Source organism: Shewanella sp. 10N.7 (assembly GCF_020806285.1).
GTDB lineage: Bacteria > Pseudomonadota > Gammaproteobacteria > Enterobacterales > Shewanellaceae > Shewanella > Shewanella electrodiphila.
On record NZ_JAJGZS010000002.1, the window covers coordinates 88,063 to 104,109 of the forward strand.

Annotated in this window: 16 protein-coding genes and 1 tRNA gene (1 of these 17 only partly in view); 5 read left to right on the forward strand and 12 right to left on the reverse strand. The window is 39.8% G+C overall.

The annotated features are described in order from the left end of the window. The 9 genes from LMH66_RS02320 to LMH66_RS02360 form a co-directional block, all read right to left on the reverse strand. Window positions 1-52, reverse strand: a tRNA-Lys gene (locus LMH66_RS02320) (it extends 114 nt beyond the left edge of the window). Between the two features lie 217 nt (window positions 53-269). Then, the gene (ybgF, locus tag LMH66_RS02325) at window positions 270-995 is read right to left on the reverse strand and encodes a tol-pal system protein YbgF (RefSeq protein WP_102528369.1); all 726 of its coding nucleotides are present in this window, start codon (window positions 993-995) and stop codon (window positions 270-272) included. A 63-nt stretch (window positions 996-1,058) separates the two neighbouring features. Continuing rightward, window positions 1,059-1,610: a peptidoglycan-associated lipoprotein Pal gene (gene pal / locus LMH66_RS02330; RefSeq protein WP_229368306.1), complete on the reverse strand. Its 552-nt coding sequence runs from the start codon at window positions 1,608-1,610 to the stop codon at window positions 1,059-1,061. A gap of 19 nt (window positions 1,611-1,629) precedes the next feature. Further along, complete coding sequence (gene tolB, locus LMH66_RS02335; RefSeq protein WP_229368308.1) at window positions 1,630-2,958, reverse strand: Tol-Pal system beta propeller repeat protein TolB; 1,329 nt, start codon at window positions 2,956-2,958, stop codon at window positions 1,630-1,632. A gap of 9 nt (window positions 2,959-2,967) precedes the next feature. After that, complete coding sequence (gene tolA, locus LMH66_RS02340; RefSeq protein ID WP_229368311.1) at window positions 2,968-3,903, reverse strand: cell envelope integrity protein TolA; 936 nt, start codon at window positions 3,901-3,903, stop codon at window positions 2,968-2,970. A gap of 4 nt (window positions 3,904-3,907) precedes the next feature. Then, window positions 3,908-4,333, reverse strand: a complete 426-nt coding sequence (gene tolR / locus LMH66_RS02345) for a protein TolR (protein ID WP_102528365.1) — start codon at window positions 4,331-4,333, stop codon at window positions 3,908-3,910. Further along, entirely contained in the window at window positions 4,333-5,022 is a 690-nt protein-coding gene (gene tolQ / locus LMH66_RS02350; RefSeq protein WP_102528364.1) for a protein TolQ, read from the reverse strand. Before tolQ ends, tolR begins: the two co-directional genes overlap by 1 nt. Next, complete coding sequence (gene ybgC, locus LMH66_RS02355) at window positions 5,012-5,413, reverse strand: tol-pal system-associated acyl-CoA thioesterase (protein ID WP_102528363.1); 402 nt, start codon at window positions 5,411-5,413, stop codon at window positions 5,012-5,014. Before ybgC ends, tolQ begins: the two co-directional genes overlap by 11 nt. Window positions 5,414-6,938: 1,525 nt before the next feature. After that, on the reverse strand, window positions 6,939-7,808 hold the full coding sequence (locus tag LMH66_RS02360; protein ID WP_102528362.1) for a flagellar protein MotY: 870 nt from the start codon (window positions 7,806-7,808) through the stop codon (window positions 6,939-6,941). Between the two features lie 138 nt (window positions 7,809-7,946). Here LMH66_RS02360 and rnt point away from each other — a divergent pair, with 138 nt between their 5' ends. Next, entirely contained in the window at window positions 7,947-8,624 is a 678-nt protein-coding gene (rnt, locus tag LMH66_RS02365) for a ribonuclease T (protein ID WP_102528361.1), read from the forward strand. 62 nt (window positions 8,625-8,686) lie between these two features. Here the strand turns inward: rnt and LMH66_RS02370 are convergent, their stop codons facing one another. Further along, window positions 8,687-9,292: a peroxiredoxin gene (locus LMH66_RS02370; RefSeq protein WP_102528360.1), complete on the reverse strand. Its 606-nt coding sequence runs from the start codon at window positions 9,290-9,292 to the stop codon at window positions 8,687-8,689. Window positions 9,293-9,707: 415 nt separating this feature from the next. Between LMH66_RS02370 and LMH66_RS02375 the strand changes: the two genes are divergently transcribed. Beyond that, the gene (locus LMH66_RS02375; protein WP_102528359.1) at window positions 9,708-11,027 is read left to right on the forward strand and encodes a Na+/H+ antiporter family protein; all 1,320 of its coding nucleotides are present in this window, start codon (window positions 9,708-9,710) and stop codon (window positions 11,025-11,027) included. Window positions 11,028-11,129: 102 nt separating this feature from the next. Here LMH66_RS02375 and upp read toward each other — a convergent pair whose 3' ends face one another. Continuing rightward, a complete protein-coding gene (upp, locus tag LMH66_RS02380; RefSeq protein ID WP_102528358.1) occupies window positions 11,130-11,756 on the reverse strand; it encodes a uracil phosphoribosyltransferase in 627 nt (208 codons plus the stop codon). Window positions 11,757-11,997: 241 nt separating this feature from the next. Between upp and purM the strand changes: the two genes are divergently transcribed. Further along, window positions 11,998-13,035 carry a phosphoribosylformylglycinamidine cyclo-ligase gene (gene purM / locus LMH66_RS02385; RefSeq protein ID WP_102528357.1) on the forward strand — a complete coding sequence of 346 codons (1,038 nt, stop codon included), beginning with the start codon at window positions 11,998-12,000 and terminating at the stop codon, window positions 13,033-13,035. Continuing rightward, window positions 13,036-13,680 carry a phosphoribosylglycinamide formyltransferase gene (purN, locus tag LMH66_RS02390; RefSeq protein ID WP_229368314.1) on the forward strand — a complete coding sequence of 215 codons (645 nt, stop codon included), beginning with the start codon at window positions 13,036-13,038 and terminating at the stop codon, window positions 13,678-13,680. 82 nt (window positions 13,681-13,762) lie between these two features. On the opposite strand, the gene cysB is transcribed toward purN, so the two are convergent. Beyond that, entirely contained in the window at window positions 13,763-14,737 is a 975-nt protein-coding gene (gene cysB, locus LMH66_RS02395) for an HTH-type transcriptional regulator CysB (RefSeq protein WP_102528355.1), read from the reverse strand. A 354-nt stretch (window positions 14,738-15,091) separates the two neighbouring features. On the opposite strand from cysB, the gene LMH66_RS02400 reads away from it, so the two are divergent. Continuing rightward, the gene (locus tag LMH66_RS02400) at window positions 15,092-15,877 is read left to right on the forward strand and encodes a hypothetical protein (RefSeq protein ID WP_102528354.1); all 786 of its coding nucleotides are present in this window, start codon (window positions 15,092-15,094) and stop codon (window positions 15,875-15,877) included. The last annotated feature ends 170 nt before the right edge of the window (window positions 15,878-16,047 follow it).

The following is a 16,047-nucleotide window of genomic DNA, read 5'->3' on the forward strand; positions in this document are numbered from 1 at the left end:
CTTCGACCAATTGGTTAAAAGCCAACTGCTCTACCAACTGAGCTAACGACCCATCTTTGTTAATTAGATTAAGTGAAGACTATAAATAGAGTTCAATCAATCTGTCATCAAAATAAGTTAATCTAACCTGTTTAATGACCCCAGAACGTCGCTCCGTTCTGAGGGCGCCTATAATACCTTTTTCATCTTCTCATGCAAGCGCAATTTATGGTTTTTTTGCCGTTTGCACTAAAAATAAACTAAGAGGCTGTTTTTTAGTTAAATTAGGCTTATAAAGCCGACAGTTGTTGTTGTGCTAGTCGAGCGGAGGCACTATTGGCATATTCTTTTAATACACGGTTATAGAAAGTCTTTGCTGTAGCACTATCACCTTCTTTCTCTGCGATCATGCCTAGCTTGACTAAACTATCACCACGCTTATTAGAATTAGGGTATTTTGTCACTACAGTATCAAAAGCTTGCTTAGCTTCAGCAAACGTTCCTTTATTAAATAATAACTGACCAAGCCAATAATTAGCATTCGCTGCATAAGTGGAATCTGGGTATTGTTTAATAAAACCACTGAAGGCAGGAATCGCTTCATCGTACTTTCTTTCTTTCAATACTAAATTAACCGCTTGCTCATAGCTTGCCGTTTCACCTAGCGTCGAGTTTGATGAAGAACCTGCACTTGAATCTGCAACAGTAACTGTTGTTGACGCTGCACTTGCTGATAAATTGGCAATTTCTTCGTAGAGCTGACGTTGACGTTGAAGCATTTGACTAATTTGGTAATCTTGCTGCTCATTAATGCCACGCAAATCGAGAACTTCACGTTGTAATGCATCTAAACGTTGTTGTGCTTCAAATTCAGTTTGTTGTTTCGCTTTAATAATACGCTCTAAACGAGAAATTCGATCATCATTTGACCCACTAGCAATATCTTGTACTGGTGCAGGTGCCGCTGTGGCGCCTGCAGCTACAAACATTGCAGCAACTAAAACAGCATGTTTCATCAATAAACTCCTAAACTGGCCAGCTAGGCTGGCCTTCCGTAAACGTCAGTTCTTTTAACGTTATTAATAAACTAAAACACCACGACGGTTTTTAGCAAAACCACTTTCTGAGCGAGAAAAATCTAATGGCTTTTCTTCACCATAGCTCACTACGCTCATTTGGCTTGCTTGAACGCCCATGCTTTGTAAGTACTTAGCAATGGCTTTGGCACGGCGCTCACCTAAAGCGATGTTGTACTCAGGCGTACCACGCTCATCTGCATGACCCTCAATAAGTACTCGAACGTTTGGGTGTTCAACTAAGTAGTTACCGTGTGCTTGGATAATTGCAGCATTTTCGCTTTGCACTTCACTGCGGTCGAAGTCAAAGTAAATAATGTTTTGAGCGCGTAATTCTTCTTGCTCAACACGTTGCTGCTCTTCAGGGGTTAAAATAGGTGCAACGCCACCAGTTTCAACACCACCAGAACCATATTCACCGCCAGTTGTCGTGGTAGTAGTACCACTTGTAGAACCACTCGCGTCAGTTTCAGATTCTGAAGTTGTGCTACATGCACCTAATGCCATAACAGGTACAACAACTAACATAGCTTTAAACAACTTATTCAGATTCATGGGTAATCCTTAATTAATTTTATAGAAATGGAGACCAGGCAGGCGATTTCACTTCGCCTTGGCCCGCTGGTAGTCTTGCTTTAAATCGTCCATCCATAGATACCGCTGCTAACACTTGTTTACCGCGGTAAGTAGTACCATAGATAACCATGGTTCCATTTGGTGCAATACTCGGTGATTCATCAAGTTGAGTCGAAGTCAGCACTTGCATAAAGCGAGTTTTAAGATCCATTCTCGCAATATTGTATTTACCATTAGTACGGTTAACAAAAATCATACTACGACCATCTGGAGTAATAGTACCACCTAGGTTCCACTCTCCTTCAAATGTGACGCGTGATATTTTACCTGTGCTTAATTTTACTTGATATATTTGTGGTTTGCCGCCACGTTCAGACGTAAAAATTAGCGATTGACCATCAGGCATCCAAGAAGCTTCGGTATCAATGGCATAATGATTAGTCACACGTTTTAATGCTCTCGTGGCAATATCAATAACATAGATTTCTGGCTGACCATCTTTAGATAAGGTAACAGCAAGTTTTTTACCATCTGGAGAAAAGCTAGGTGCACCATTAATGCCATTATGAGAGCTAACTTTTACTCGCTCTTGGGTATAAATATCCTGAACAAAAATTTCCGCTTTACGGTTTTCAAAACTCACATAAGCTAAACGACGGCCATCAGGTGACCAAGCAGGTGACATTAAAGGTTCAGGAGAACGTAGCAACATTTGCTCGTGATACCCGTCATAATCAGAAATCATCAAATGATATGGTGATTTTTCACCTTGTTTGACAACAACGTAAGCAACTCGACTTAAGAAAGCACCACGAATGCCTGTGAGTTTCTCATAAACGATGTCGCTGATACGGTGACCATATTGTCTAAACTGTGCTTCACTAATGACAGTTTCACGACTTTCCAGCAATAAATCGCTTGATGGCATTGGACCTTTATCAGTTTGCAGTTGAGCTTTCACTAAATCAATCAGATCGAAGCTAACTAAATATTGATTAGTACCATATGGTTTTATCGAGCCGACTAATAACGCTTCTGATTCAGTATCGCCCCAACCTGTCGCAACAAACTCTTTAACAGTACTAATATTGGCCTGTGGTAACCCACGTGCATCAAGTGGGCTAAAAGTACCACTTCTAGCTAAATCGCTATTAACGACATCACTGATCTGCTCTGGTGCTGGCCCTGTTCCCTGCCAAACAAAAGGCATAATCGCGATGGGTCTTGCGGCGTCAACCCCTTCAGTAATAACAATATCTAATGCTGCGTTAGCGGTAGTACTGGTGAAAAGTACCAATATCGTTAACCATTTTGCCAAAATCTTCATGTGACTCCTTTAATTAAATTCCGGTGATACGGTTAAATTAATTTCTTTCATTTTTTCATAGACATCTGGTTCAGAAGAAACCGGTAAACGTCCAGCGTTGTTAATTGCAGCCTTCGCCGCACGGCAAACCACAGGATCACCGCTTACAGTTTTACTCGAAGTAACAAAGCCATCTTTAGCCAAGCGAACATTGACTACGCAACTTTTTCCTCGCATTGACTCATCAACAATTAATCGTCGCTGTATCGCAGATGTAATCATAGCGGTATATTTATTGACTTCACTTACAACCTGTCTGCTACGAGCAGCTGATACCGCCACTTGCTCGGCAGCCATCGCTTCCGCCATTTCACGCTCTTGACGAGCACGTTCCGCTTCTTCAGCTTTACGCTTTCTTTCAGCTTCTTCTTTACGTTTACGCTCATCTTCACGTTTTTTAGCCGCAGCAGCTTCTTCCGCTTTACGTTTTTCAGCGGCCTTTTTCTCAGCAGCTTGACGTTCAGCTTCTTGCTTTTTACGTAAATCTGCAGCTTTTTGTGCCTTAGCTTTTTCTTCTGCTTCTTTAAGCTTGGCTGCTTTGGCTGCGTTATTCGCTTTGAGTGTTTCTTGCTCTTTTAACTTTCGCTGATTTTCAAGCTGTTTAATACGCTCTTGCTCTTTACGTACTTCATCTTTCGCTTTGCGGGCTTGTCTATCTAGCTCTGCTTGACGCTCTCGCTCCAATTGCTGAGCATCAGCGCGTTGCTTCTTCAATTTTTCGGCATGTTCGTTAATACGTTGCTGATCAACCACCACTGCTTGCACTATTGGCTCAGATTGCTGTGCTTGTGGTAAATGCTTTGGTTTATCATCAAAGCTAATGCCTAATGCTAACGCCACAATCACACCGACATGAACACCAGCAGAAATGGTAATGGGTAAGGTTAATTTAGATTTAGCAGTCACTAAATTACTCCTTAGGTGAATCAGTCATTAAGCCAACAGCTGGCACACCTGCGCCTTGCAAGCTGACCATTAACTGAATCACATTTTCATATGGAATTCGGCGATCTGCTTTAACAACCACAGGTCTTTCAGGTTCAAGCAATATCATTGCCCCAACTTGAATTGATATTTCATCCAATGAAAGTGGATCGTCATTTGAGCCACTGCCCACATTTAAGAAGTACTCACCAAATTCGTCTATCGACGCGACAATCGGTGGCTTACTTTCAGCAGGCAAAGGCTCTGCTTCACCTTGAGGTAATTCAACTTTGACACCTTGAGAAACAATAGGCGCGGTAACCATAAATATGATCAGCAGCACCAACATGACATCAATATAAGGTACAACATTGATTTCGGCGACCGGACGACGGCGCTTACGTTGATACATTACACCGCTTCCTTCTCACTGTAGGCTTGGCGTTGCAATATGTTAGAGAACTCTTCCATAAAGTTAACGTGTGCCATTTCAATCTTTTCAACTTGTGTAGAGAAACGGTTATAACCAATTACTGCAGGAATAGCAGCAAACAAGCCCATGGCTGTCGCAATCAAAGCTTCAGCAATACCTGGAGCAACCATTGTTAAAGTCGCATTTTCAACAGCGCCAAGTGCAATGAATGAGTTCATGATGCCCCATACTGTTCCAAACAAGCCAATGTATGGGCTAGTAGAACCAATGGTAGCGAGTAAAGGAAGGTGGGTTTCTAAGCGCTCAACTTCACGGGATAAACTCACTCGCATAGCGCGCGTTGTTCCGTCCATGACAGCTTCGGGTGACTTACTATTAGCCTGACTTAAACGAGAATACTCTTTAAAGCCTGCGACAAATAAAGCTTCAAGGCCTGAAACCCCTTCATTTCGAGCGGACAATTCTTTATACAATTTATTTAAATCTACACCAGACCAAAACGTATCTTCAAACTTCACTGATTTAGCGCGTGCACTATTAAGTAACTTGCGGCGCTGAATAATCACAGCCCATGAGGCGATAGATAAGCATAATAAAGTTAGCATCACTAACTTAACGAGAACACTTGCCTCTAAAAAAAGACCGATAAAAGAAATTTCAGCTTGCACGATTAAACTCCTGCACAATATTTAATGGGATAGCTCTTGGTCGCATACGTGATAACGCGATACAAGCGACAATAATAGTGCCTTCACAATAACAGTCGCCTTTATCATCAAGCAAACGCTGCTTAAATACCAAAGAGGCTTTTTTCAATTCTATGACCTTAGACTCAACAAATAAGTTCTGTTCAAACCTTGCAGCAATGCGAAAATCTAATTCAGCATGCTTAACAACAAAAGCAATATCTTCTGCTAACAGTTTACTTTGTACGATTCCCATGGACTTAAGCCACTCTGTACGGGCACGTTCAAAGAAATTTAAGTAGTTAGAATGATAAACTACCCCACCAGCATCGGTGTCTTCATAATAAATAGAAATAGGCCATGTAAACATAATAAGCGATTGTGAATTTTGCGTAATAAAAGATGGCTTACTATACCGAGTACCACAACGCTTGTGAACAAAATGACTGTGTAAAGCAGGCTTTATTTTATGGTTCGATGCTTAATTTGCCATTAAAAAACCCCTTTTGCAGGCATAAGCGTAAGAAATGAAGAAACTTTAATGTTAACCCTTGATATATTTACATTCTATTAACTTATATTGAAGCAAGCTTGATTCAAGAATGGACAAATTATCAGCAACACATTAATTAATCTATCGCTCTATCTCAATCTCCTGCGCCATTCAGCCCACCCAAATATCCATGGGTATACTTATAAATACTAATCATGACAACAAGGCTGATCTTTAGACCATGTTTTCGATGGCGATTTATACAGGTTTTCATCCATTAGAAACTGGGGGTTCCAGCAAGCTTGAGCTTTCTGGTGACGTAATCAATATTGGTATTTAGCAAAATCAGCTTCGAGTTCTCTATACTTATATTGAAAGTAGCTTTTTTAAAGTCGCTTTGTATTTAAGTCGCTTTCTTTAAGTAGCTTTCTTTAAGAAGCATTCTATTTAAGAAGCATTCTATTTAACAAGCTTCGAATATAAGCAACTCTGCGTGTAAGTCGCTTGGAGTAGAAGTAACTTTGTATGTACCTAGCTTTGGATATATAGAATATCAGTTTGGATAAGTTAATTTATTGCTTTTATCGATAATAAACTCGTGCTTCCTCGTAAATAGAGATGCTACCAACACAGATAAAATCAGTCCTCTGAATCAAGAATTAACGGCAACTGAATATTTAGTAAGCAAATTCATTGTTAAACAGTCAAAACGAACTGACATTATTCGCTTTGATAACTTATCCAATATCGAACAGCCCAATCAATTAGTGATCTCCATCACCATTTCAACCAACACCCCTAATTACACAGGCTTTTAAAGTAAATTAAATATCAAAAAATATTATCAATCATGCTTGGCATGCTGAGATTTAACAATTGTATATCATAGCTAAAAAGGCAGAATTCGACTAAATATGCACTCAGTACGCTTATAAAGTTTATTTTATTCCATTTTGAACACTTTAATGTGATTACGGTAAAAACCCCCTTTAAAAGTCATATTAGTTTTACTAATGATAAACTGAAATTTTTCTAGTTTGTCAGACTAGAGTAAAATCTCTAATATACATCTTGTTTTCAGGACATAGCTAATTTAGTTATTGAAAACCAAGAACTCCAAGATGATGTACCCCAATACCTCATCTTATCCCTGGTTCTTATGCTTGACTTCCTTCCTTGAATTTGTGAATACAAATTGTTTGGCCCGCTTATTTTAAGCGGGCTTTTTTTTATCTAAAATTTAGCATTTACAAAATCTCAAATAATCACTTTTTGATAGGCATAAAAAATGGCTTAGCTGGGTTTGCTAAACCATGATCAATACGTAGATATTTTATATTTTTTTTTAAGTAAAGTGACTTGGGGTACTTTCAAATAATAAATCAGCCAAATCTCGCCAGCAAGATTAAATGCTTTTTGATATTTTTATCACAACACGGCGATTTCGCGCTCTTTCTTCAACAAGGTTATTTGAAGCGACATGTCGCCTTTCGCCATGGCCTGTTTTATGAATACGGCTTTCTTCAATGCCGCTGGCAACGAGTAAGTCGGCAACAGAGTCTGCACGACGCTCAGATACTCTTTGGTTTATTGAGCGTCCACCATAACTATCTGTATATGCATCAACAAAGATTAATTCAACATCAGAGTCATAGGATAAGTACTCTTGGACACGATTAAGTTGCTGTTTAGAAAAACGGGTTAAGTTAGTTCCGCCTTCCTCGTAATTTAACACGGTAAAAGCAATATCATCAAAACCATAAGGTAATAAGGTTGATAGGCATGAACGAAATTGTCTGTATTGACCACCAAAATTTGCAGCCGACAAGCCAACAGCGACTTTATCATTTTGATTATACCAATCAGCATAGTAAAACGTCGGTTGCATACCTTTACTTAGCTCAGACAACATAGACCAAGCTGCTTGTTTAGGTACTTCACCATTAAACTGCTTTTGATACTTAAGTTTGGTAATAGCTTTCTCATTAACCCCTGGACGCCATTGAGGCGCTTTGCTGATCAATTCAGCATTTGTCACTTGATCAGGCTTGTTCCACATATCGAGGGTAAAGTTAAGGTTTAAGTCTTTACCTGCTCGACTCGTAAACACAGCCTTACCATAATCAGGAATATCATGCTCTAAGCGGCATTCAATTGGGCTGTTTTGGCTGATGCGCCACATTGAGTCATCTAGAGACGCAACATAGTGTTGTAGATCAGCTTGTGCTGAACATACAAAGCCTAAGCTCGATAAAAGAATTGCTTTACGCCACATAAAAACACCCTGTTTGATGATCACAATTCTATATCGGCATAGTTTTATTATTCTTTAGCAGAGAAATCACACAATCAAACATGACACTTGGCCACAGTTTTAGCATAATAGCCGACATATTAGAGAATGAGGTTTTTAATGAGCGATATCTGCGACGCAAACAAATTCAAACACCGCTTTAGAGGCTACTTTCCAGTTGTTATCGATGTCGAAACAGCCGGGTTCAATGCCGCAACTGATGCGTTGCTAGAAATAGCGGTCACCACCCTTAAAATGAATGCCGATGGCTTTATCGAGTTAGATAAAACCCAGCACTTTCATATTGAGCCATTTGAAGGGGCAAACCTTGAGCCTGAAGCATTAGCATTTAATGGCATAGATCCAACTAACCCATTACGCGGTGCGGTTGATGAAAAACAAGCATTCCTAGAAATCTTCAAAAATGTCAAAAAGGCTCAAAAAGCCGCTGACTGCCACCGCTGTATCATCGTTGCGCATAACGCAGCATTCGATATTGGCTTTATAAATAAAGCGATTGAGCGAAATGATTTGAAACGTTCTCCGTTTCACCCTTTCGCCACTTTCGATACCGCAACGTTAGCAGGTCTCGCTATCGGACATACTGTACTTGCTAAGGCATGTAAAATGGCAGGTATAGATTTCGATAATAAAGAAGCTCACTCAGCTTTATACGATACCGAGCGTACCGCTGAATTATTCTGTTATATCGTCAATAAATGGAAAACATTAGGTGGTTGGCCAATGGTGAGTGAAGAAGCTGACGAAGTTGAAGTAAAAGAAGACTCAGAAAGCTAATCACAATCTAAAGACACAAAAAAAGCTGCCTAGGCAGCTTTTTTGATTTCTAACTCTCGCTATTAAAGCTTGTCAGAATTGTCTTTTAAGTAAGAAGCAACACCTTCAGTTGTTGCAGTCATACCTTTATCGCCTTTTTCCCAACCAGCAGGACAAACTTCACCGTGCTCTTCGTGGAATTGTAGCGCGTCAATCATACGTAGCATTTCATCAACGTTACGACCTAGTGGTAAGTCGTTCACGACTTGGTGACGAACTTGGCCTTCTTTGTCGATTAAGAAAGATGCACGGAAAGCAACACCAGCTTCTGGATGCTCAACATCGTATGCTTTACAAATTTCGTGCTTAACGTCAGCAACTAATGTGTAGTTAACTTCACCGATACCGCCTTTATCTACAGCAGTATTTCTCCAAGCGTGATGCGAGAACTGAGAATCGATTGAAACACCGATAACTTCAACGCCACGTTTAGTGAACTCTTCAATACGATGATCAAATGCGATCAACTCTGAAGGACACACAAAAGTGAAATCTAGTGGGTAGAAGAAAACAACTGCTGACTTACCTTTAATCGCGGTAGATAGATTGAAACTATCAACGATTTCACCAGTACCAAGAACCGCTGCGGCAGTAAAATCTGGGGCCGGACGGCCTACTAATACGCTCATTTTATATCTCCATCTATGGATTGAAAAAAACTTAAAAACAATGCCTGTTAAACTGAGTAGCATTATACCCAAACAAAAGCATTATGCGAGGTTGCTCACACATTTGCTTTTGCCTGATAAAAAAATGTACCTTGCATATTTGCGGTATACCTTACCCCTAATTGCTTAAAGAAATAAGTCTTTTAAGATGAAATTTGGTTTACATGCTGAAAAAACACGCCAGAACGATATTGGCCAGAGACAAAAGATTAATTTCAACATAGTGACAGGCCTTGTTACATCAATGAAAAAACCTCCTTACATGCCTACACTTTTTGTAAACTCATTAGAGATAAACTGGACATGGCCTTTGATACAGACAAGAATAACTTCACTATGTCTATCAAATAACAAAACTTAATAAGAATAAATTAATATGAATGCGGTCGTAATTGCTGTCACCTTAATGCTTGCATTAAGTCTCATGCGTGTGAATGTTGTCATCGCGCTTACTGTAAGTGCACTTGTTGCAGGTCTCGTTGGAGGCTTAGATATCCATCAGACAATCGCAGCTTTTAATGACGGTCTTGGAGGCGGAGCGCAAATTGCGTTAAGTTACGCCTTACTTGGCGCGTTTGCAGCCGCTTTATCACATTCTGGTTTAACAACCTTGATATCGCACAACATCATTAAAAAAGTAGGTAAAGAGCCAAACAGCACAAATACTCTAGTAGTGCGCTGGCTATTACTTGCATCAATATTGTTAATGGCCATTAGTTCTCAAAATATTTTGCCGATTCATATCGCATTCATTCCAATTTTAATTCCGCCATTACTGCATGTATTAAGCAAGCTACAAATAGATAGACGTCTAGTTGCGTGTATTATCACTTTTGGCCTTGTTACAACTTATATGATCCTACCTGTTGGTTTTGGTGGCATTTTCTTAAATGACATCTTACTTGCCAATTTAAACAACAACGGTCTAGATGCGGTTAAAGAACAAATCCCAGCGGCTATGTTACTGCCTGCATTAGGTATGATAACGGGTCTACTTACTGCAGTATTTATTACCTACCGTAAGCCGCGCGTTTATAAAGCCACTGATATTACAGTAGAGCAAGAAGTGGTAGGCATTAATAAAAAGACCATCATTATTTCTTTAATTGCAATTTTGGCTACCTTAGTGGTTCAGTTACAAACAGATTCAATGATTTTTGGTGCACTAACCGGTTTCATCATCTTCCGCTTCTCAGGCATTATAAAACCTGATGTAAGACAAGATATGTTCAACCAAGGTGTATTAATGATGGCCAACATTGGCTTCATTATGATTGCAGCTGCAGGTTTTGCTGCTGTGGTTAAATCAACCGGTGAAGTCAGTACCTTAGTCACCTCGCTTGGCGACATCATTGGTGACAATAAAGCCTTAGCCGCATTACTAATGTTGGTTGTTGGTTTGTTGATTACCATGGGTATTGGTTCTTCATTCTCAACCATTCCAATTATCGCCACGATTTATGTGCCATTAGCACTAACCTTTGGCTTTTCTGTTGCTGCCACTATTGCATTAGTGGGAACAGCTGCAGCATTGGGTGATGCGGGCTCACCAGCGTCAGATTCAACCTTAGGACCAACAGCCGGCCTTAATGCTGACGGCCAGCACGATCATATTCGTGACAGTGTTATCCCGACCTTTATTCACTACAACATTCCGCTAATCGGTTTTGGTTGGATTGCAGCCATGGTGCTGTAGTCGATTAAAAATTAACAACACCCAATAAAAAAGGAGCCATATGGCTCCTTTTTAGTTATTAAATCAAACTTCTTAATAAGTAGAGTGATTTAACACTCTGAGTTACTTAGTACCAAAAATCTTATCACCTGCATCACCTAAGCCCGGTAAAATATAACCTTGCTCGTTTAAGCAGTCATCAATAGATGCAGTGAATAGTTCAATATCAGGATGCGCCGCTTCTAATGCTTTAATTCCTTCAGGGGCTGCAACTAACACAAGTGCTTTAATTGATACACAGCCACGTTTTTTCAATAAGTCGATAGTGGCAATCATTGAACCGCCAGTTGCAAGCATTGGGTCAACTACAATTGCTACACGCTCATCTACATTGCTTACTAACTTATCGAAGTAAGGCACAGGTTCTAACGTTTCTTCGTCGCGGTAAATACCCACAACCGAGATTTTAGCGCTAGGCATATGCTCAAGGACGCCATCCATCATGCCAAGTCCTGCACGAAGAATAGGTACTACAGTAACTTTTTTACCTTTGATCTGTTCAATCTCAACAGGGCCATTCCAGCCATTAATAGTGACGGTTTCTGTTTCAAAGTCTGCAGTTGCTTCGTACGTTAATAAGCTGCCTACTTCTGTAGCCAACTCACGAAAACGCTTAGTACTGATTTCCGCTTCACGCATTAACCCTACTTTATGACGAATTAACGGATGTTTTACTTCAACGACTTTCATTTTTGCACTCCTAATGATGAGATATTTTTCGCAAATTGTTCAAATTCTAGTTTATTTATTCTCTTTATAAAACATAAAGTTTCATAATTGCAGCCAATCTCACGCTAAACAGCTAAAACCATTACAGAAAACTGTTTTCATAATCGGATAAACCTGAAACATGACTTTCGACGCCTATCACAAGCTGATAGAATAGCGCCGCATAAAATCCCATAAAACGATGTACCTTAGAGGATCCTCCGTGAGCACTCCTACACCACTTAGCTATAAAGACGCTGGCGTTGATATCGATGCTGGTAATGCATTAGTCAATAACATTAAATCTGCGGTAAAACGCACTCACCGTCCTGAAGTCATGGGCAACCTAGGTGGTTTTGGCGCTCTTTGCGAATTACCAACGAAGTACAAACACCCAGTATTAGTTTCAGGTACTGACGGTGTTGGAACCAAGTTACGTTTAGCCATTGATTACAAAAAGCATGACACTGTTGGTGTTGATTTAGTTGCTATGTGTGTAAATGACCTAATCGTATCTGGTGCAGAACCTTTGTTCTTCCTAGATTACTACGCAACAGGCAAGTTAGATGTAGAAACGGCAACTTCTGTTGTCAACGGTATTGCTGAAGGTTGTCACCAGTCAGGCTGTGCATTAATCGGTGGTGAAACTGCTGAAATGCCAGGCATGTATGAAGGTGAAGACTATGATTTAGCAGGCTTTTGTGTTGGTGTTGCTGAAAAAGAAGCAATCATCGACGGCACAAAAGTTAAGTCTGGCGATGCATTGATCGCTTTAGGCTCTACAGGTCCTCATTCAAACGGTTACTCTTTAGTACGTAAGGTATTAGAAGTGAGCAAAGCGGATCCTCAACAAGATCTCGCTGGTAAGCCACTAATCGAACACTTATTAGAACCGACTAAAATTTATGTTAAGCCTTTACTAAAGTTACTTGAACAAACTGAAGTTCATGCAATGGCGCACATCACTGGCGGCGGTTTCTGGGAAAACATCCCACGCGTATTGCCAGATGACTGTAAAGCGGTAGTCAAAGGTGACTCTTGGCAGTGGCCTGTTGTATTCGACTGGTTAATGGAAAACGGTAACATCGAACAATTCGAAATGTACCGCACCTTTAACTGTGGTGTCGGCATGATTATCGCCCTTCCTGCTGAAAAAGTAGAATCAGCATTAGCACTGCTAACAGCTGAAGGCGAAAATGCTTGGTTAATCGGCGAAATTGCAAATCGTCAAGGTGACGAAGAGCAAGTGGAGATTAACTAGATGCCTGTATGCTGTCGCGTTCTCGTTCTTATTTCGGGTAACGGTAGTAACTTACAAGCCATTATTGATGGTTGCGATGATAACGTAGACGCTGAAGTTGTTGGCGTTATCAGTAACAAGCCTGATGCCTACGGACTCATCCGTGCTCATCACGCTGAAATCAATACTAGTTGTGTTATCGCTCGCAAGGATGAAAGCCGTCAGCAGTACGACTCTCGCTTACAGCAAGCCATTGAACAGTATCAACCTGATTTAATTGTGCTTGCTGGATTTATGCGTATTTTATCTGATGAATTTGTTAGTCAATATATTGGGCAGATGGTGAACATCCACCCTTCTTTATTGCCTAAATATGCTGGACTGCATACCCATCAAAGAGCATTAGATGCAAAAGATAAAGAACATGGCGCAAGTGTTCACTTTGTTATTCCAGAACTGGATGCTGGACCTGTAATTTTACAGGCTAAAGTACCAGTTTATGAAGACGACACTGTAGAAACATTATCTAGCCGTGTTCATGAGCAAGAGCATGCTATTTACCCTCTTGTGGTTAAATGGTTTAGTTTAAATCGACTTAAAATGTTAGAAAATCAAGCCTATCTTGACGACCAATTGATTGGTATTCATGGCTATGCGCCTGATTAAATCGATTTAGAATAAAGCCATAAACAAAAAATCTCGCAAATGCGAGATTTTTTATTATTTGATATTTGGCTTTTTCAAAAGCTTACCTAACAGGTAAGTCCATCCCTGCGAACATTTCATCAATTAATTGTTGGTCACGCAGTGCCACCGCTTTTTCAACCACATCACGAGTTAAATGCGGTGCAAAATTATACATGAAGTCATACATATAACTACGTAAGAAACTACCACGTCTAAAACCAATTTTTGTTGTACTGTGAGCAAACAAATGTCTTGCATCAATTGCCACTAAATCTTTATCTATCACAGGATCGATTGCCATCGATGCTATCACGCCAACACCCAGTCCTAATCTAACATAGGTTTTTAACACGTCAGCACTCGTGGCGCTGAATACCACTCTTGGTTCAAGTTCAGCTTTTTTGAATGATTTTTCAATTTCAGAGGCTTTATCAAAACCGAACACATAAGTGACTAATGGAAACTCAGCTAAATCTTCAATAGTTAACGTTTTACGATTGGCCAAAGGGTGATCGCGTGTAACGACTATAGAGCGATTCCAGTGATAACACGGCAGCATAATCAAATCGGAATACAAGTGCATCGCTTCAGTGGCAATCGCAAAGTCAGCATCACCACGGGCTGCTTGTTCACTAATTTGCGAAGGCGTTCCTTGGTGCATGTGTAAATTAACTTTTGGGTAGCGTTTAATGAAAGGCTTAATCACTTGTGGCAAAGCGTAACGAGCTTGGGTATCAGTTGTAGCAATATTCAACTCACCTTGATTTGGCTGAGTATATTCTTCTGAGACTTTTTTTATGCTTTCAACTTTGCCTAAAATATCGTTTGAAATATCAATCACTAATTGGCCAGCGGGTGTCACATGAGTTAAGTGCTTACCGCTACGACCAAAGATTTGAATGCCAAGTTCATCTTCAAGCATTCGAACCTGTTTACTGATCCCAGGTTGCGAAGTGTAAAGGTCTTCAGCCGTAGCTGAGACATTCAAATTGTGTTTCACCACTTCTGCAATATATCTTAGTTGCTGTAATTTCATGCTACGACCTTTACTTTATGCCAAACAGAGTTTGAATTTGGTTTTTTAAGACTTCTAATAAAACTAATCAATTTACAAATTATAGAACTAAAACTGTTTATAAAAAGACTCGTTATAGCTAAATGTTATATACGATCTAAAATATTAATGCAAACAGTAATAAAGAGATTGAGAATTTTGCATGTTCTAAGGCTCTAATGGTAACCTTGCGGACTCAGTCCAAAGTTATAGTAATTCTTAACAAATTGAATAACTTTTTTACGACACTCGCTGTGTCTTGCGCTAAGATATAACTACAAATAAGATAAAAGTGGTACTCAACCACTCTGCTATTAATTATTGAACGGAAACCATATGACCTTTACCTTGGTATTGATCCTGTTAGGTGCACTTTTTATCCTGATCATTGGTATCAGTGTTATTCAGCAACAAAAAGAACGCGCTGAAGCTGAACGCAGAATGGAATTAAAGCGCCATAGAGCAATCATCAACGAAACTGAAGCTGTTTTATCTAACACTGGATTAGCATCATTTCCCAGCAGCGTTATTTTAGTGCTCTATAAGCGAATCAATGAAGCACTGGAATTGTCGTTAACTCACCTAGAAAACCAGCCGCAACAAGCTGACTATCAACGCCGTTTAGCTGATATTCAAAACCAAATAACGACACTCAGTTCTAGTCCATCTCAAGCATTAGCTATTGAAAATTTTCGTTTGCCTGACAATGACAAACAAATTTTAGAACTAGTGCAAATGCTTAAAAAGCTTAAGGCGATTATTCGAGCTGAGAACAACAAAGGTAAGCTGGACCCACAAGTCTTCGGTGAAGCTGAAAATCGAATTGATAGCTACCAACTACGTATTAACGTCGAGTCGATGCTTTCGCGTTCTCGCGCCGCTAACTCACTTAAACAGTTTGGTTCTTCTAAACAAATGGTGTCAAAAGCATTGGCAACATTGCAAGCCATTAAAGCTAAAACACCTAACGACCCATTTATTAGCCGCAAAGTGGATGAGGCAAAAGAGTTATTAGAAGAAATTAATTCTCAGCAAAAACAACTGAACCCAGATATTGCTAAAGCGCCTAAAGAGGATGAAGACGATATCGATATGCTGTTTCAGCCTAAAAAGAAGTGGTAATAGCAGCATCCATTATTCATGTAAAAAGCCTCGAAAGAGGCTTTTTTATTGCGTAAATTAAAAGCTTGTTGAGCTACGCAAGAACTTACATTATCTAGGCATCTCAAATTGAATACATATGTAGCCAAACACTTAACTTCTAGCTTATAAAGCGCACTCCTCAATCCCTA

Coding starts and splice junctions, on each gene's coding strand:
- pal (WP_229368306.1), bottom strand. CDS start 1,610: ATGAATCTGAATAAGTTGTTTAAAGCTATGTTAGTTGTTGTACCTGTT.
- upp (WP_102528358.1), bottom strand. CDS start 11,756: ATGAAAGTCGTTGAAGTAAAACATCCGTTAATTCGTCATAAAGTAGGG.
- ybgF (WP_102528369.1), bottom strand. CDS start 995: ATGAAACATGCTGTTTTAGTTGCTGCAATGTTTGTAGCTGCAGGCGCC.
- LMH66_RS02370 (WP_102528360.1), bottom strand. CDS start 9,292: ATGAGCGTATTAGTAGGCCGTCCGGCCCCAGATTTTACTGCCGCAGCG.
- rnt (WP_102528361.1), top strand. CDS start 7,947: ATGAGCGATATCTGCGACGCAAACAAATTCAAACACCGCTTTAGAGGC.
- LMH66_RS02360 (WP_102528362.1), bottom strand. CDS start 7,808: ATGTGGCGTAAAGCAATTCTTTTATCGAGCTTAGGCTTTGTATGTTCA.
- cysB (WP_102528355.1), bottom strand. CDS start 14,737: ATGAAATTACAGCAACTAAGATATATTGCAGAAGTGGTGAAACACAAT.
- LMH66_RS02375 (WP_102528359.1), top strand. CDS start 9,708: ATGAATGCGGTCGTAATTGCTGTCACCTTAATGCTTGCATTAAGTCTC.
- LMH66_RS02400 (WP_102528354.1), top strand. CDS start 15,092: ATGACCTTTACCTTGGTATTGATCCTGTTAGGTGCACTTTTTATCCTG.
- purN (WP_229368314.1), top strand. CDS start 13,036: ATGCCTGTATGCTGTCGCGTTCTCGTTCTTATTTCGGGTAACGGTAGT.
- tolR (WP_102528365.1), bottom strand. CDS start 4,333: ATGTATCAACGTAAGCGCCGTCGTCCGGTCGCCGAAATCAATGTTGTA.
- tolB (WP_229368308.1), bottom strand. CDS start 2,958: ATGAAGATTTTGGCAAAATGGTTAACGATATTGGTACTTTTCACCAGT.